General features: G+C 59.0%; 11 protein-coding genes, 1 tRNA gene and 1 pseudogene. 5 read left to right on the forward strand and 8 right to left on the reverse strand.

Annotated features, from left to right (window positions below):
- Nucleotides 1-29: 29 nt before the first annotated feature.
- The 3 genes from rfbB (at nucleotide 30) to rfbA (ending at nucleotide 3,476) form a co-directional block, all read left to right on the forward strand.
- A complete protein-coding gene (gene rfbB, locus OZY47_RS07970) occupies nucleotides 30-1,049 on the forward strand; it encodes a dTDP-glucose 4,6-dehydratase (RefSeq protein ID WP_277177834.1) in 1,020 nt (339 codons plus the stop codon).
- 81 nt (nucleotides 1,050-1,130) lie between these two features.
- A complete protein-coding gene (locus OZY47_RS07975; RefSeq protein WP_277177836.1) occupies nucleotides 1,131-2,579 on the forward strand; it encodes a bifunctional dTDP-4-dehydrorhamnose 3,5-epimerase family protein/NAD(P)-dependent oxidoreductase in 1,449 nt (482 codons plus the stop codon).
- A 9-nt stretch (nucleotides 2,580-2,588) separates the two neighbouring features.
- Nucleotides 2,589-3,476 (forward strand): glucose-1-phosphate thymidylyltransferase RfbA, encoded by an 888-nt coding sequence (gene rfbA, locus OZY47_RS07980; protein ID WP_277177838.1) that lies wholly within the window; start codon nucleotides 2,589-2,591, stop codon nucleotides 3,474-3,476.
- Nucleotides 3,477-3,555: 79 nt separating this feature from the next.
- Here the strand turns inward: rfbA and OZY47_RS07985 are convergent, their stop codons facing one another.
- Nucleotides 3,556-5,430: a GH25 family lysozyme gene (locus OZY47_RS07985; protein ID WP_277177840.1), complete on the reverse strand. Its 1,875-nt coding sequence runs from the start codon at nucleotides 5,428-5,430 to the stop codon at nucleotides 3,556-3,558.
- Nucleotides 5,431-6,234: 804 nt separating this feature from the next.
- Between OZY47_RS07985 and OZY47_RS07990 the strand changes: the two genes are divergently transcribed.
- A complete protein-coding gene (locus OZY47_RS07990) occupies nucleotides 6,235-6,639 on the forward strand; it encodes a glycerophosphodiester phosphodiesterase (RefSeq protein WP_277177842.1) in 405 nt (134 codons plus the stop codon).
- Between the two features lie 679 nt (nucleotides 6,640-7,318).
- Nucleotides 7,319-7,406, forward strand: a tRNA-Ser gene (locus OZY47_RS07995).
- Nucleotides 7,407-7,471: 65 nt separating this feature from the next.
- Here the strand turns inward: OZY47_RS07995 and OZY47_RS08000 are convergent.
- The 7 genes and pseudogenes from OZY47_RS08000 to OZY47_RS08030 all read right to left on the reverse strand — a co-directional run bounded on the left by OZY47_RS08000 (nucleotide 7,472) and on the right by OZY47_RS08030 (nucleotide 18,033).
- On the reverse strand, nucleotides 7,472-8,254 hold the full coding sequence (locus OZY47_RS08000; RefSeq protein WP_277177844.1) for an HAD family hydrolase: 783 nt from the start codon (nucleotides 8,252-8,254) through the stop codon (nucleotides 7,472-7,474).
- Nucleotides 8,255-8,668: 414 nt separating this feature from the next.
- A pseudogene (locus OZY47_RS08005) lies at nucleotides 8,669-9,166 on the reverse strand (MerR family transcriptional regulator); the annotation flags it as partial.
- Between the two features lie 366 nt (nucleotides 9,167-9,532).
- Nucleotides 9,533-10,585 carry a DnaJ C-terminal domain-containing protein gene (locus OZY47_RS08010; RefSeq protein ID WP_277177845.1) on the reverse strand — a complete coding sequence of 351 codons (1,053 nt, stop codon included), beginning with the start codon at nucleotides 10,583-10,585 and terminating at the stop codon, nucleotides 9,533-9,535.
- A 123-nt stretch (nucleotides 10,586-10,708) separates the two neighbouring features.
- Nucleotides 10,709-11,398 (reverse strand): nucleotide exchange factor GrpE, encoded by a 690-nt coding sequence (gene grpE / locus OZY47_RS08015; RefSeq protein WP_277179239.1) that lies wholly within the window; start codon nucleotides 11,396-11,398, stop codon nucleotides 10,709-10,711.
- A 194-nt stretch (nucleotides 11,399-11,592) separates the two neighbouring features.
- Nucleotides 11,593-13,494 (reverse strand): molecular chaperone DnaK, encoded by a 1,902-nt coding sequence (gene dnaK, locus OZY47_RS08020; RefSeq protein WP_277177847.1) that lies wholly within the window; start codon nucleotides 13,492-13,494, stop codon nucleotides 11,593-11,595.
- Between the two features lie 539 nt (nucleotides 13,495-14,033).
- A complete protein-coding gene (locus OZY47_RS08025) occupies nucleotides 14,034-15,635 on the reverse strand; it encodes an MDR family MFS transporter (protein WP_277177849.1) in 1,602 nt (533 codons plus the stop codon).
- A gap of 616 nt (nucleotides 15,636-16,251) precedes the next feature.
- Nucleotides 16,252-18,033 (reverse strand): MFS transporter, encoded by a 1,782-nt coding sequence (locus OZY47_RS08030; RefSeq protein ID WP_277177851.1) that lies wholly within the window; start codon nucleotides 18,031-18,033, stop codon nucleotides 16,252-16,254.
- Nucleotides 18,034-18,150 lie beyond the last annotated feature (117 nt).

Below are 18,150 nucleotides of genomic sequence, written 5' to 3' on the forward strand. Positions count from 1 at the left end.
GGTTCACATAACAAAGTAGAATGGCAACCATGACTGAAGAATTTGCTCCCAAGAACATCATCGTGACCGGTGGCTGCGGCTTCATCGGGTCGAACTTCGTGCATTATGTGGCGAAGAACCATCCCGAGACGCACGTCACCGTGCTCGACGCGCTGACCTACGCCGGCAACATCGAGAACATCAAGGGTCTTCCTGAGGACCAGGTCGAGTTCGTGCACGGCAACATCTGCGACGCCGAGCTGCTCGACAAGATCGTGCCCGGCCACGACGCCATCGTGCATTATGCGGCCGAGTCCCACAACGACAACTCGATCGTCGACCCGGAGCCGTTTATCCAGTCCAACATCGTCGGCACCTTCCGCCTGCTCGAGGCGGCGCGCAAGTACGACGTGCGTTATCACCAGATCAGTACCGACGAGGTCTATGGCGACCTCGCGCTGGACGACCCGCACCGCTTCACACCGGAGTCTCCGTACCGTCCGTCCTCGCCGTACTCTTCCAGCAAGGCCAGCGCCGACATGCTCGTGCGCGCCTGGCACCGCACCTACGGCCTGCGCACCACGATCTCGAACTGCTCCAACAACTACGGCCCGTACCAGCATGTGGAGAAGTTCATTCCGCGTCAGGTCACCAACATTCTCGACGGCATTCGCCCGAAGCTCTACGGCAACGGCCTCAATGTACGTGACTGGATCCACACCGAGGATCATTCCAGCGCGGTCTGGACCATCCTCACCAAGGGCAAGATTGGCGAGACCTACCTCATCGGTGCTGATGGTGAGCGCAACAACATCGACGTGCTCCACGATATCCTGCGCGTGATGGGTCAGCCCGAGGACGCGTTCGACTGGGTGCGCGACCGCCCCGGCCACGACCGCCGCTACGCCATCGACCCCACCAAGCTCATGACCGAGCTGGGTTGGAAGCCGCAGCACACCGATTTCGAGTCCGGTTTGAAGCAGACCATCCAGTGGTACACCGACAACGAGAGCTGGTGGAGGCCCGCCAAGGCCGCCACCGAGGCCAAGTACAAGAAACAAGGCCAGTGATTCGCTGCGCGCCGTCCGCAAGGTGTGGCGCGCACTGTCTTCATCAGTTCGGCAATCACGAAAACGCAAACGAGGCAAGATATGGCATTTGAATTCGAGAAGGACCTGAAGGTCACCAAGACGAACATTCCGGGGCTCTTGGTGTTCGACCTGCCGGTGCACGGCGACAACCGCGGCTGGTTCAAGGAGAACTGGCAGCGCGCCAAGATGACCGCGCTCGGTCTGCCCGACTTCGGGCCGGTGCAGAACAACATCAGCTACAACGCCAAGAAGGGCGTCACGCGCGGCATCCACGCCGAGCCTTGGGACAAGTACATCTCCATCGCCGCCGGCTCGATCTTCGGCGCGTGGGTGGATCTGCGTCCCGGCGAAAGCTTCGGGCAGGTCTACACCACCCGTCTTGACCCGTCGCGTGCAATCTACGTCCCTCGTGGCGTGGGCAACAGTTTCCAGGCCTTGCAGGACGGCACGGTCTATACCTACCTCGTTAACGCGCACTGGTCGCTTGAGCAAAAGAAGACCTACACCTTCGTCAACCTCGCTGACCCCGACCTGCATATCGAATGGCCGATTCCGCTCTCGGAAAGCGAGCGTAGCGAGGCCGACCTGCACCACCCGATGCTCAAGGACGCCAAGCCCATGGCTCCCAAGCGCACGCTGGTGACCGGTTGCAACGGACAGCTGGGACATGCGATTCGCGATTATGCCGAAAAGAACGATATCGAAGGATTCGAGTTCGTTGATTCCGACACATTCGATATCGCCAACACCAGCGTCTACGACAATTACGATTGGGACCTCTACGGCACCATCATCAATGCTGCCGCCTTCACCGCCGTAGATAAGGCGGAGACTCCAGAGGGCCGCAAGACCGCTTGGCGTACCAACGTCCAAGGTGTCGCGAACCTCTCCAAGGTCGCCACTCGTCATGGAATCACTTTGGTCCACATTTCCAGCGATTACGTGTTCGACGGAACAGTTGATAAGCATTCCGAAGATGAAGGATTCGCGCCTTTGGGCGTCTATGGCCAGACCAAAGCCGCTGCCGACGCCATCATCTCGACGGTTCCTCGTCACTACATCATCCGCTCGAGCTGGATTGTCGGCGATGGCAAGAACTTCGTGACGCGTATGCTCGGCTTGGCCGAACAAGCGGCCGAAACCCATAAGCAGACCGCCCAGGCTCCAAGCGACCAAAGCGGCCGCCTGACCTTCGTGGCTGATCTGGTCAAGGGATTGTTCCATCTTCTCGACAACAACTGCGAGTACGGCACGTACAACCTCACCGGCGCCGGTCGCGTGGCCTCTTGGTACGACATTGCGGCCAAGATCTTCGAAATGGAAGGCGTCGATACGAAATACATCGATGCGAACTCAGTTGACACGTACGCCGCTCAGACCGGCGGTTCGCGTCGTCCGCACCATTGCGCGCTGGACCTCAGCAAAATTCGCGCAACCGGGTTCGAGCCTGCCGACTGGGAGCTTCTCCTGGATCAGTACGTGGCTAAGCGCAAACAGAATCAGGACTAAGGAGATTCCATGAAAGGCATTATTCTTGCGGGCGGCTCAGGAACCCGACTTTACCCGCTGACGACCGTGACGTCGAAGCAGCTGCTGCCCGTCTACAACAAGCCAATGATCTACTACCCGATGAGCGTGCTCATGCTCGCGGGGATTCGCGACATTCTCGTGATTTCCACGCCACATGACCTGCCGAATTTCGAGCGCTTGCTTGGCGACGGCAGCCAGTTCGGACTCAACCTTTCCTACAAGGTGCAGCCTAGCCCCGATGGACTCGCGCAGGCCTTCATCCTTGGCGAGGACTTCATCCAGGGCGATTCGTGCGCCTTGGTGCTCGGCGACAACATCTTCTACGGCAACGGCCTGAGCCAGGTGCTCAAGCGCGCCGCCAAAGTGGAACATGGCGCTTCCGTGTTCGGCTATTACGTCGATGACCCGGAACGCTATGGCGTCGTTGAGTTCGACAAGAACCACAAAGCGGTAAGCATCGTCGAGAAGCCAGAGCATCCGGCTTCGAACTACGCGGTGACCGGCCTCTACTTCTACGACAACCGTGTCGTCGACTTCGCCAAGCAGGTCAAGCCATCGGCTCGAGGTGAGCTTGAAATCACCGACCTCAACAAGATGTATCTGGAGGACGACTCGCTCAACGTCATGACGCTGGGCCGTGGCTACGCATGGCTCGACACCGGCACCATGGACTCGCTTTACGAGGCCGGAGAATTCGTGCGCACCGTGGAGCGCGCACAGGGCCTGCCGATTGCGGTGCTCGAGGAGATTGCTTACGAGAACAACTGGATCAGCCGCGACCAACTGCTCGAAGCCGCCCACAAATACGGCAAGAGCCCCTACGGTCAGCATCTGCTGCAAGTGGCTGAAGACAAAATCATCATGTCGAATCTGTAGAATTCCACAGAGACTTTAAATGTTATGGGGGCCCAATCCATTATGGATTGGGCCCCCATAACGTTCTCAGATTCGATTACTAGACGCTGAAGACGTGAATCGTCGAATCCGCAAGCCTTCCATCAGACGTGTAAAGTTCATAATCCACCCAGAAAACGCCACGATGCGGATGCCATACTGCCCATTGTTGGTTGAATTGAGTAAACCACTTATTCGCAGATACATCATATAATTTCATAACGTACTTAGCTCGTGAATCGTTAGACGCCGCACCAAGCAGCAAATCCCGACCCTGCGGACCAACATAGATGCCCGTAATCGTAGCATTCGTCGAGTAGCGCATAACTATCGTCTTCGTGCCAATGATATTTTGGCTTGCCTTATCTCGCACTTCAAGATGCAGCCAATAATCGCCAACGTTTTCTGTCCATCCAGCGCAATTGGCATCTTGCCACCAAGCTATTGGTTTCCAAACTTTCGCTGCAAGATCATATGAAAGGAATTCATATTCAACATTCGGATTAGGGGTATTCACCACTCCACAGACAGCTATATCCTCATCTCGCTTGAATGTCGCTAAATCAACAGCGCTTTGATACCAATAATTACCAAAGGCGTTGATGTCAACTGAACCATAAATACCATTTATAGAGCCATTACTCGCATACTGCCATCCACGGTCATTAGTCGAATAGCCAAAATTAGTCCGAGGACCATAACTTGCCACCCAACGAGTCTTTGACCGAATATTCCCCGAATTCAGCGCCGTATCCAAATAGTATGTATAGGAATACACTGAGAGATTGTTATACCCAAAATGTTGCAAGCACCAGTACCATGTATTGACCATGCTATCGTAAACCGCAGGATCTGTGGGCGGATAATGGCCAGACCAATCCCAGCTCTCAAGGTCATAAAACACCGGATAACTCAAATCGCCGGGATTAACGCCAACTTCACGCAATTTGTTGACAGCATCAAAACCTTCCTGGGTAGCCGTGTCATAGTCATAGGCATACGAATAGAAATAAACTCCAAAGGGAATGCCCAATCGCTTGCACTCACTGATATTCCGAGCCGCCTGATAATCCAGCCGGTTCCCCCAACCGAATGCAACACGGATGATTGCGCCTTCAACTCCGGAATTTTTTACAGTTTGCCAATCAATCGTTCCCTGATGCTCCGAAACATCAATAACACCCTTAGCTTGCTGAGCGAAAAGATTGCCACCACGCTCAAAGAACGCCTGAGTACCGTTATAACTACCCCAATACGCACCGTAACCGTTATCCTGCAAACGCGCATTGTTTACCGTACCATTCGTTTCATTTCCAACGGCACTCTTGACAACGCCGTTCTGGCTACTTTTAGGACTCGTAGACCGTAAAGAGCTCTTCGAGACCGAAGCAGAATCCGCCGACGAAGATGAAGAGTCGCCAGCTTGGACATCTCCACCGTTTGCAGCCACAGCCTTCTTAACCTCAGAAGCATTTACTGGAATAAATCGAACGCCATTCGTTTTTGCAAGAGGATCAGGCTGCTGGTCAGCCGTACCCACAAGCTTCGGATCGGTGACCGGCGCCCCCGTCTCCACATTCTTGACTTGGCCATCAGTGGTAACCGCAAGATCCTTAGAAACCACCTTTGCATTATCGGGAATGGCTTCACTCACCCTGCTGGGTAGCTTCTGGCTTGGATTATCCGGCATCGCGTCTTTTGCATTCTGCTGCGCAACAGCAGGTTGGTCTCCGATGGTTCTTGTTCCCGGCTCTGCCTGCGAACCGTGAACAGACGAAGAAACACTGGGAGCATCCAAATTCACATCAGTAGCCGCATTCGCAGGCGCAACTGCCACAAGCATAGTTAGCGCTATTCCTCCCAACGCAGCTACAGTTTTCGTCGCCACTTTAGAGAAATTCGTCACCCGCCTGTTATTTCTCACATCACGAATCAAAATAACCTCCCTAGGTCCATGGAATCATAATCACATCTTGGCTAAATTTATTCAGCCTAAAAATATGAGTCCACAGCACAAGCCATCTATTCAACTAGTTACATGCTAGTGTCAATCTTTCACTCTCAGACGCATTACACTGAAATTTCACCGAAATCACAACACTTACGCAGCTTATTGACAGCAACTTAGTTACGATAGCTTCTTTAAAATGCCTGAAATATTGCGAATAAATGTAACAACACTTATCTATTAACTAGAAGTCGCTTATCCCATCGAAATCGCCCAAAACATTAGCGAAATCCTAACAGTTTTCGCACGAACGGCTCCTAAAATCCTCAAAGCCAGGGCTTCGACGAAACCGCACCATAAAAATTCAGCAGATAGCCGGTGCAATATCTGCTCTTCACGCTCTCCCCGAACCATTACTTCACGTTCGCGTAACAACAACCGCGTCCACCACGACCGGCACTTCATAAGTCAGTGCGGTAGTACCAGTAAGACCTCCCTCCACCTCCGAAACGAACATTTTCCGTGTTCGTTTTGATGGCTTAGCGACGATGAATTCCTTGTTTATTTCGACAAAGCGTCGGAAAACAACCTGTCATGCGCAGACGCAACAAAACGCACAAAAATGAACGTCTCCAAACGTCACGACTGTGCTACACTAATGAAGTCGGCACAGCATTGTGTCGGAGACATCCAGAGGGGTTGTCGCAGCGAAGGGGAATGTTCCACCTAACATTCTTCGCCTCGCAATCCCGCCATCCATTGGCTTTCAGGCCGATAGGAAGGAAGCACATCATGGCAGATGAGAAAACCATCGTCGTAGACCCGTCGCTCTATGGCAAGACCGCGGCCGAGAAGACCGCGGCGGCCAACAAGGTGGCCAAGAAATTCGGCATCAGCGACGAGTCCCTCGCTCAGGTAGAGGACTTCAAGAAGCAGCTGACCGACCACAACGCTTGGGACCTGCCCTTCATGGGCTACGTGGACGAGGACGGCTACGGCTATGCCTACGTCCCCGACAAGGCCATCGCGCCGCCGAATTGGGACGCCCACGCGGCGTTCAAGGCACTGCCATACGACGTGCAGACCGCCTTCGCGATCCGCATGCTCTTCACGCACCGCGACGTTGATCGTTACGGCGCCACCATGTTCCTGCACTATGAGCGCAACTTTGCGATTGAGACCAAGGACGAGGACTGAGCTCGGATTTGGTCGTTATGGTCTCTCAGTGAGTTGGGTTGGGCTGGTTTGAATGACTGGCCTGAACGGCTGGCCTGGGCTAATCGGAACGACTGAGTTGAATTGGCTGAGTTGACCTGATTACCCGAGACCATTACTAAAAACGAAACGACGGCGGGTTCGCGACGACTTCAATCATGAAGATTCGCTCGCGGACCCGCCGTTTTGTTGCTTTCGTGATCTTTGGACGTTTTCTTTTACGTCTCTTACCTTTTGCTGCTCTCCAGTCCGCCTATTCCCCCAGTACGAGGTTCCGACGAACTTATGCAACCTTGTGATTCAAGTGATGTTAGACCTTGTATTTCCTTGAATTCAGGCGATTTTAAAGCGCCAACGCCTGGCATTACGGCTGTCATATCCTCGTCGACATAACCATCATCAGCACAATGCACCTCGCATAAGTTGCCATATGTTGCATTGGATTTACCATACTTTCGCACAATGCAGCCGCCCAACGCCAATGTTTCGGCGATGTTCCCTTATCACGTTCAAACGAACATATATCGGCAGCGACATGATGACGCCGAACCGGCTCGCCTCACACCAAAACACGCCTATTTCATGGATTGCGAACGTCTTCAAGGCATGGTATCTTATTTAAGTTGTGTCTAGGCGACGAAACTCGCTAGGCATGCAAGCTGGAGGATTCGCCTAGTGGCCTATGGCGCACGCTTGGAAAGCGTGTTGGTGTAACAGCCTCGCGAGTTCGAATCTCGCATCCTCCGCCATCAAGAAACCCCTCGGATTCCGAGGGGTTTCGTCGTCTCTGGCAGCTTTACGACTACTCGACGGCTTACTTGGCAGCCGCTTCGTCGTCGAACGCAGCCAGCCGTTGCGCCGCGTACTCGTTGAGACGGGCGGCGTCAAGACCTTCGTAACCGCTGATCGAGGCAAATTGCGGGCCGTGGGATGTGTCGGTGCCAATGAAACCGGTCTGGGCGATCGTGGTCGCGCCCGAGGCGACGGCCGACTCGAGGCCGGTCATGGAGTCCTCGATGGCGACGCAACGCGCCATCTCCCTGCGGAACGCACGCTCTTGCTCGGCGTCGGCATTGGCCGGCCGCACGACGCCGACCACCTTAGCGGCGGCGAGATACGGTGCCGGGTCGGGCTTCTTGGGCAGGTCGTCATCGCTGCAGACGTAGCCGACGAACACGCCGTCGGGGGCCTGGCTCACGAGGTTCTCGGCCATCCGACGCGGCGAGGCGGTGACCAAGACGGATGGAATATGGGCAGCGGCGAGCGAGCGCAGCACATCCTCCACGCCCTCGATCCACGGCATATGCTCGAACTCCTTGCGTGCCACACCCTCGATCAGCAAACGCACGATCCGCTCGGGCGGCAGCTTCACGCCGTGGTCCACCATCGTCTGGGCGACGATCGGAACGGCTATGCCCGAGCACTGCCAGCCAATCTCCTCGTTCCAGGAGCCGCCGTATTCGTGCACAATGTCCATCTCGACCTGATGCCAGTAAGGCTCGGAGTCGATGAGCGTGCCGTCCATATCCCATAGCAGGGCCTTGAGCGCCGGCTCGCGGCCGGTCACGTTGTCGTTCTTCGGGCTCATCGCCTGCATCGCATCAATTCCATTCTCTTAGTTCGCGTTCTGCCGAGTTCCAGCCTACGCCATGCCGGTCATGCCGCGTTCGAATATGGCTGAATATAACCGGATTGAAAATATGGCCGACAGAAATATGGGCAGAAAGTCGCGGCGGAACTTGCCTCGAAAATCAGCAGAGAAAGGCCAATCCTCCCCCAAGGGTCAGTCGAGGTAATCGCCCCATACGACCATGGAGCGCGCGGCGCGGAACGGATCGACGCGACGGTCGTCACGCCCCTCGGCCGCGCGGTGACGCCCTTGCTCATCAAATTCTTCGATTCGGTCTTGTTCACGACTCTCACGGCCCTCACGACCATCGCGACCATGGCGGTCGCCGCTTGCGTTCAAATCACCGGAATCATAAGCCCCGGAATCGCCCTCATAATAAGGACGCGCGGGCAGCTCACGGGTGTGGGCGCGCACGTCGTGACGCCAGCGACGGGCCTGGCGCGAGCGTTGCACCTCGGTGATGTCGCCATCGGAATCCGCCGCGAAAATGCTCGAGCCACGCGGACGGTTGAGCCGGCGCACCTCGCGGCGCAGCTGGCGGTTCTCCTCCTGCAAATCGAGGATGCGGGAGATGCCGGCGAGGTTGATGCCGTCGTCCTGGCTCATCTTCTGGGCCTGGGCCAGCTTGTCGACGTCGCGCAGGGAATAGCGGCGCGCGCCACCTTCGGTGCGCTGGGGCACGATGAGCCCCTGGCGGTCGTATTGGCGCAGGGTCTGGGGATGGATGTCGGCCAGCTGCGCGGCACGACCGACGCTGAAGACGGGCAGGTCGATGTCGAAGCCCACGTCGTCGGCGCCATCCAAGTCGGCGCGGCGCTCGACCAGCGCGACGGCGCACAGCCCGTACAACGCCTGCACCTCATGAGAGATTCGCGCCATCACCATCATCCCCTTTTGCTTTCATCAACAGCCAACGCTTGGTATCGCTTGCGAGATCCGCGAAACCCGCAATATCAGCTGCTTATTCCGCACAGCCCTGCCTGGTTCCGCTTCACACGGTCGGCAATACATGTATTACAGTATTGGCCACTTTATCAACCACACATTATTCAATTGTCTAGCCAGCCCACAACCACTGAATTGGCCTACATCCGGCTCCCCACATCATGCAGGGAACCACACGCAGACCCATCAAAGCCGAACCGGAATATCACAACTCCAGCCCGGCCGGAAAGCCTCGGAATTCGTGGCGAGCACCTGGCCCGCCGGTCATTCCGAAACTCCATCAACATCACAGGCGGGACATCACTCCCGCTCCTGGGCCACCTCGTCGACGAACTCGCCGGAGTTCTTGTCGAACTCCTTGGCGTCGCGCTTCTGCGCCATGGTGGGCCTGCTCGGCACGCGAATCTCCACGCGTCCGACCAAATCACCATCACGACCAGGAACGCCCTTGCCGCCAATCCGGACCTCGGCGCCGCTCGACGTGCCCGCCGGCACCTTGAACGTCACCTCGTCACCGTCGAAGTCACGCGCCTTGACGCGCGCGCCCGACACCGCCTGCCCGATGGTGATCGGCAACGGCATCACGATGTCGTGGCCCTCCATCGAGAACTTCGGGTCGCTTTTGACGGTGATGTGCAGATACATGTCGCCATTCGCGCCGCCACCGCTGCCCGCGCGCCCCTTGCCGGGGAGGCGGATCTTCTGGCCGGTCTTCACACCGGCCGGGATGCGGGTCTTGAACTTGCGGCCGCCGGCCTTCAGCGAGACCGTGGCGCCCTTGACCGCCTGGCGGAAGGTCAGGGTGATCTTCGAGTTGCGGTCCTCGCCGCGCTTGGGCGTTGGGGGCTCGCGATAGGTGCTGGAGCCGCCCATGTCACCGTAGGGCGAGCCTGCGCCGGCACCGGCGTAACCGCCCGCGCCCTGGCCAGCCGCGTTGCCGAACATCGAGAAGATGTCGTTGAGGTTGGTCGGGCCGCCGCCCGAGCCCGAGGTGGAGAAGCGGATGTTGCCGGGACCACCGGCGCCACCACCGAACATCGAACCGAAGATGTCGGAGAAGTCTCCCGCTCCCCCACCGAATCCACCTTGGCCGGAGCCGCCCGCGAAACGGGCCCCGCCGCCGGCGAACTGGCGGATGGCGTCGTACTTCTGACGCTCCTGCTTGTTGTTCAGCACGTCGTACGCCTCGGAGATGTCCTTGAACTTCTCCTCGGCCTCTTTGGTCTTGTTGAGATCCGGATGGTACTTACGCGCGAGCTTGCGGTAAGCCTTGGTGATCTCCTGCTCGGTCGCGTCCTTCGAGACGCCGAGCACCTTGTAAAAATCCTTGTTAAGCCATTCATTCTCGGCCATATTCACTGCCCTCCTTCATGGGGCTCAGCCTTTGTTCCTAGCCAGATACCAAACCTTCCTGATACCAATAGGTGCGACCCTCCGCCGAACGGGGAGCCGCACCAACGGCGTATGCGGAACCCGCTAAGCCTGCGGAGATGCCACCACCACGCGGGCCGCGCGAATCACGCGGTCGCCGATGCGATAGCCGGCCTCCACCACAGTGTCCACGGTCTCCTCGGTCGCGTTCGCGTCCGGTTTGTGAAGTATGGCCTCGTGCTTGGTCGGGTCGAAGGTCTCGCCCTTCTCACCGAACTTCTCGACGCCGAACTTCTCGAAGGCCTTGTCGATCTTCGAGGCCACGGCGACGAACGAATCGTCCATCTCGCTGTGCTCGCGGATGCGGTCGATGTCGTCCAGAGCCGGGAGCAACGCGGTCAGCACATCGATGATGCCATGCTGGCGGAAGATCTCCTGCTCCTTCTTGGAGCGGTTGCGGAAGTTGACGAACTCGGCGCGCTCACGCTGGAGCGCCTCGAGATAGTCGGCGGCTTCCTTCTTCGCCTGGCCAAGTGGCGTCAGCTTGTTGCCTTCGCCATCGCCGTCCTTGTTGGCATTGCCCTCGGCGGCGGCACCGTTATCGGCGTTGCCGTTCGCGGTCTGGCCTGAAGTCTTGTCGGCATCGTTCTGGTCGCCAGGCTGGCTCGCGCCCGCCTGACTCGCGTTCGCGTTTGCATTCGCGCCAGCATCGCTGCCATCGGCAGCTGAGGCGGCGGCACCTTGTGCGGTCCGCTTCGCTTCGTCGTCCTTGTTATTCGACTCTTCGGAGCTCATTGTTTCACCCGCCTTCTTGCCGGTCTCGCCGGCCTTGGCATGCTCGGGCCCGACTTCGGCGTTGGAATCGCTTCCATCCGACGGACCGCCGAATCCCTCGCCCGGCGCACCGGCCCCGCCGAATGGGCGGAGCCAGGCGTCGTCGGGATCCGGCAGATCCTTCAGATAATCGTCCTTATCGAACCCTGGCACGATTACTTATTGTCCTTCTTGTCGTCGTCATCGTCCACGACCTCGGCGTCAACCACATCGTCGTCATCGGACGAGGACGTGCTGGAGCCTGCACCGGCCGCACCTGCAGCACCAGCCGCACCCTGAGCGCCAGCGGCACCCTCGGCGCCTTGCTGGGCATAGAGCGCCTGGCCGATCTTCTGCGACGAGGTGGTCAGCTTCTCCTGGGCGGCCTTGATCTTGTCGATGTCGTCACCCTTCAGGGCTTCCTTGAGGGCGTTGACGTCGTCGGTGACCTCCTTGGCCACGTCATCGGAGAGCTTGTCCTTATTGTCGTTGACCAGCTTCTCGATCTGGTAGGCGAAGGACTCGGCGGTGTTGCGCGTCTCGGCCTCCTCCTTGCGCTTCTTGTCGTCGGCCTCGTGGGTCTCGGCTTCCTTGACCATGCGGTCAATCTCGTCCTTCGGCAGGGCGGATCCGCCGGTGATGGTCATCGACTGCTCCTTGCCGGTGCCCTTGTCCTTGGCGGACACGTGCACGATGCCGTTGGCGTCGATGTCGAAGGTGACCTCGATCTGCGGGACGCCACGGGGAGCCGGAGCGATGCCGGTCAGCTCGAAGGTGCCCAGCGGCTTGTTGTCGCGGGCGAACTCGCGCTCACCCTGGTAGACCTGGATCAGCACAGAGGGCTGGTTGTCCTCGGCGGTCGAGAAGACCTCGCTGCGCTTGGTCGGGATGGCGGTGTTGCGGTCGATGAGCTTGGTCATGATGCCGCCCTTGGTCTCGATGCCGAGGGAAAGCGGGGTGACGTCGATGAGCAGGACGTCCTTGCGGTCGCCCTTGATGACGCCGGACTGCACCGCGGCGCCGACCGCCACGACCTCATCCGGGTTGACGGACTGGCTCGCGGCCTTGCCACCGGTGAGCTCCTTGACGAGCTCCTTGACGGCGGGCATACGGGTGGAGCCGCCGACGAGGACCACGTGGTCGATGTCGCTCACGGAGATGTTCGCATCGTGCAGCACGTTGTTGAACGGCGTGCGGCAGCGGTTGAGCAGGTCGGAGGTCATCTCCTCGAAGTGCGCGCGGGTGAGCGTCTCGTCCAGGTGGACAGGCGTTCCGTCGGGGGTCATCGCGAGATACTGCATCGAGATGCTGGTCGAAGTGGAGCTGGAGAGCTCCTTCTTGGCCTGCTCCGCGGCTTCCTTCAGGCGCTGCAGCGCGATCTTGTCCTTGGACAGGTCGACGCCGTACTTGTTCTTCACCTCTCCGACGAGCCAATCGATGATCTTCTGATCCCAATCGTCGCCGCCGAGCTTGTTGTCGCCGTTCGTGGCCTGCACCTGAATGGTGGCGAAGCCGTCGTCGTCCTTGCCGATCTCCAGCAGGGACACATCGAAGGTGCCGCCGCCGAGATCGAAGACCAGGATGCGCTCGTCTTCCTTGCCCTTCTCAAGGCCGTAAGCCAAAGCCGCGGCCGTCGGCTCGTTGATGATACGCAGCACGTTGAGGCCTGCGATCTTGCCGGCGTCCTTGGTCGCCTGACGCTGCGCGTCGTTGAAGTATGCGGGGCAGGTGATGACCGCGTCGGTCACCGGCTCGCCCAGGTACGCCTCAGCGTCCCTCTTCAATTTCATAAGAATCTGAGCGGAAATCTCCTGCGGAGTCCACTTCTTGCCATCGATGTCCACCGACCAGTCAGTGCCCATGTGGCGCTTGACCGAGCTGATGGTGCGGTCGACGTTGGTCACGGCCTGACGCTTGGCGACCTCGCCGACGAGAATCTCGCCGGACTTGCTGAACGCGACCACCGACGGGGTGGTGCGGGCGCCCTCGGCGTTCACGATGACCGTGGGCTCGCCGCCCTCGAGCGTCGCGATGCAAGAGTTTGTGGTGCCCAAATCAATACCTACTGCACGTCCCATGTTCGTTCTCCTTATATTCGTTCGTTTCACATCTGTTCGCTCGGGTCCGGTCGCCGCTTCCGGGAGTTTCGATTCCCGTTCGCGGCCCGCATCCAGGTTCGCACCTGATTGATGTTCCAAAACCTGAGCCTACTTCACTCAACTTTGAACTGTCAAATTATATTCCCGAATTTGAAGAAAAAACTTGAGTCTTTTTGGCTCAAGTTTGAATTACCGGAAAACTGACACACCCAAACAGGCCCATTTAAAAAATAAATGGCCATTTTCAGCCGTTTTGATTTTAAATACCCCCGTTTGGGTGTGCGTCGCTAACGGACACTCCAAGTCAGAGCATGAAAAAGCCCTGCCAAAAGTCTTTGACAGGGCGGAATCTCAACGATTTCACAGGCTTACGCAAATTGTCCCGTCGATAACCTCTCAAGAGGGAATCGACGGGACAATCACATTGTGCGCTCGCACTTTAGCCTGGTTACCAATAACGAATCGGCGGAATCTTGCGAAATCGAATCTCGCAACCAAGCAAAAGTGCGAGCACCTCGCTACTCGATGGTGGTGGAGAGCTCCTTCTGGCGCACGAAGAAGAAGACGACCACGGCGAGGATCATGAACGGCACCATCCACATGAAGATGGGCAGCAGGGCGCTGTTGTAGGCGTCGATGATCGGGGTGCGCAGCATGTCGGGCAGCGCGTTGACGCCGCTCGGGGTGAGGCTGCTGGCGCTCAGGTGGGCGGCGCCCATCATGGCGTCCATGCCCTTGTCGCCGGCCATGCCGCTGGCGGCCATCTGCTTCATCGCGCTGGCGAGGTTGCTGTGCACGAAATCGCCCAGACGGGAGGTGAAGATGCTGCCGACGACGGCCGAGCCGACGGTGGCGCCGACCTGCTTGAAGTAGTTGAACGAGGCGGTGGCGGTGCCGACGATGGAGGCGGGGAAGGCGTCCTGGACGATGAGTGTCAGGATCTGCTGGCCCAGGCCGAGGCCGATGCCGAAGACCATCGTGTAGGCGCAGAGCATCCAGACGGGCGAATCGGCCTTGAGGGTGGAGGTCAGCGCCAGGCCGATGGCCATGATCACCGTGCCGACGATCGGGTAGGCCTTGTACTTACCAGTTTTGGAGACGAGGTTGCCGGAGATGATGGAGGTGACGAGCACGGAGGCCATCATCGGCACCATCAGCAGACCCGCCTGGGTGGCGGTGACGCCGGTGGTCATCTGGATGTAGGTCGGCAGGTAGCTCAGCACGCCGAACATGGCGACGCCGATGAGCAGGGCGCCGACGGTGGCGACGTCGAAGTTGGAGTTGCGGAAGAGGGTCATGGGCATGACCGGCTCCTTGACCTTGAGCTCGACGAAGATGAACAGGGCGATCAGCACGGCGAGCGCGACGATGACCTCGGCCCAGTTCCAGGTGTGGGGCTTGCTCGCGTTAGTGCAGACCAGCACGATGATGACGGTGATCGCGGCGATCAGGGCCATGCCGAAGTAGTCGACGTGGGCACGGTTCTCGGCGCTCGGCTTGGGCAGGTGCAGGAAGATCGCGACGGCGGCGAGGGCGAGGATGCTCAGCGGGATGTTCATCCAGAAGGCCCAGCGCCAGCCCGGGCCGGAGGTGAGCCAGCCGCCGATGAGCGGGCCGGCCACGGAGGAGACGGCGAAGACGGCGCCCATGACGCCCATGTACTTGCCGCGTTCGCGGGCGGGTACCACGTCGGCGATGGCCGACTGGGAGAGGATCATGAGGCCGCCGCCACCGAGACCCTGGATGACGCGGGCGGTGACGAGGAGGTTCATGCTGCCTGCGAGCGCGCCGACGATCGAGCCGCTCATGAACAGGGCGATGGCGACGAGCAGAAGTGGCTTGCGGCCGAAGATGTCGCTGATGCGGCCGTAGACCGGCATCATAACGGTCATGGCCAGCGCGTAGCCGGTGACGACCCAGGTCATGCGGTCGACGCCGCCAAGGTCGCCGACGATGGTCGGCATGGCGGTGGAGAGCACGGTCTGGCTCAGCGACGACATGAGCATCGTGACCATCAGGCCGATGAAGACGAGCATGACATCGCGCTTCGAGGGCGCTTTGCGCGGTTCGCGCGCGGTGGCCGGCGCGACCGGCGTTGCTTGTATAGCAGTGGTTGACATGGCAATCCTTTGCAATAACGGGTTTGGCTGGCCGCCGTCACGTTGTTTCTTCGTTCCAGGGATATAAAAAGACCGGTGTCGCGCAATGCGAACGAATCGCCATTGACACGACACCGGCCCGGGGTAAAACGACGGCCTTGAATTTCTTTTCCGTTGCACACTATCGGTCGCGGTGCCCAGATGCAAGCCGACTTGAAACGTTTTTTGCTGCGAAATGCCGTATCCGTGACAAGGTTCACAATTTTGGCATTTTCATCACGATTGTGTAATAATCGCGGAATTTCAACGAAATAGAGGTAAATTCGTACGACATTTTCGATATTTATGGCACTGTGAACGTGTCCAATACATCATCGCTGGGCGAAATTGCACAAATCTGCCGTCAGCATATAAATAGCAACATCAAAGGATTAACGGATGCACTGGGGTTGCCAGACTTCGCATCTTTGCGACAGTTAATATCTAAATAGTCTCAAAACTTCTTTGAGTTGAGATTGTGGAGGGTTTTATAGCGAGGGGACGCTCACACTTAACCATGGTTACCAAAAGTAACTAACTGAAAACAGCAGGGTATCGTTCGGCAACCATAGGTTAAGTGCGAGCGGACCTTGAGGATTCACTCGCCGCGGTCGCGCTTTTCGGCGCGGGCGACCCAGATGGAGGCGATGAGGCCGATGGCGAGCATGACCATGGCGGCGACGAGGGTCCATTGGGCGGCGCGGGTGAAGGAGGCCGACATCGCGTCGACGACCTGCGGGCCGAGCGTCCCCAGCTTGCCGTGGGTTCCCTGGGCGCGGATGCCGACGATGGCCGAGCCAGCCGAGGCGTCAAGCGACTTGGTCAGACCGTCGGCCACCTGCGAGGACAGGCCGCGCACGCCCGACAACGCGCCGGGAGCGATATGGCCGACCATGATCGAAAGCATGAGGCCCGCGACGGCCGCGCCGATGGCGGTACCGAGCTGACGAACGGTGGACTGGGTGGCCGAGCCCTCTCCCGACTGGGCCACGGGCACCTCGGAGAGCACGAGGCTGGTGAGCTGAGCGGCGGCGAACCCGAGACCGACGCCGTACATGACGAACGGCACGAGCATCCACGCGGCCGACAGGCCCGGACGCATCATCACCATCAGGATGACGACGCTCGCAATCTCAACGATCAGGCCGAACTGGACGGTGTGGGGCGCGCCGATTTTCGCGGTGACGGGGCGCGCCAGACCACCCGAGACGATGGCACCGAGGCCCATGGTGGCCAGCAGCGCGCCGGTGGGAATCATCGCGAGGCCACGCACATTAATAAGGTAGAGCGGCAACACGAACATGATGGCGAACTCGCCGGCCTGGATCGCGGCGGCGGCCACATTGCCCAGCGCGAAGGTGGGGATGCGGAAGAGCGTGAGGTCGAGCATCACCGGGCGCGAGTGGCGCATGCGGCTGTTCTCGGTGCGGACGAAGATCACGAAGAAGACGATGCCCAGCACGATGCAGATCGGGATGACGGAGACGGGCCAGGTCGCGCCCCACTTGAGGCCGCCGATACCGAAGTCGCCCTTGGGCTTGAGCCAGCCGTAGGTCTGGCCTTCGATCAGGCCGAAGATAAGGAAGGCCGAGGCGAGCGCTGAGAAAACGATGCCCAGCGGGTCGAAGCCCTGAGGTTTCGCCTCAGACTTCGAGGCGTCTTGCGCGGCCAGTTTGCGCGCCGCGCCGCCCATGGCCGAGGCTCCGGCCTTGCCGCCGGTTTTCGGCACGAGGAATATGGAGGCGACGAAGACGATGATGCCAAGCGGCAGGTTGACCAGGAAGATCCAGCGCCAACCGATGGTCTGGGTGAACACGCCGCCCAGGAACGGGCCGACGGCGGCGGCCGCGCTCATCACCGAGCCCCATACGCCGAATGCGATGGCGCGGTTCTTGCCGCGGAATGAGGCGGAGACGATGGAGAGCGTGGAGGGCATGACCAGCGCGCCGCCGATGGCCTGCACGGCACGGGCGGTGAGCAGCAGCGCGGCCCCGTTGGACGAGGCGGCGAGGGCGGAACCTGCGACGAACACGACGACGCCGACCTGCAGCGTGGCCTTGCGGCCCTTGAGGTCGCCCAGTTTGCCGAAGGGGAGCAGCAGCGCGGCGAGAATGATGTTGTAGAGCGAGGTGACCCATTGCGCATCGGTCAGGTTGAGGCCGATCTCGCGGATCATGACGGGCATGGAGACGTTGACGATGGAGCTGTCGAGCACGATCATGGCGAGCGCCAGGGCGAGCACCCACAGCGCGCCCCACGGTGGTTTCGGCTCCGCGCGAACAGTGGCGGGGGCAACAGGGGCGTTCGGGGCTCCGGCGACGCCCGAAGTCGCGGGCCCGCCTGTGGACCGCTGGGATTGTGAAGACTGATTGATAGCCATAAGGTCTTTCCGGTTAATCTATTGACGACGATCTTGAATCCGCGGTGAATGACAGACAAATATCCGGCGGACGTATATTTTTGCGACACGCTGTCGCAAACCTTGTGCGACTATACG

The sequence above is a fragment of the Bifidobacterium sp. ESL0790 genome, assembly GCF_029395435.1.
Classification (GTDB): domain Bacteria; phylum Actinomycetota; class Actinomycetes; order Actinomycetales; family Bifidobacteriaceae; genus Bifidobacterium.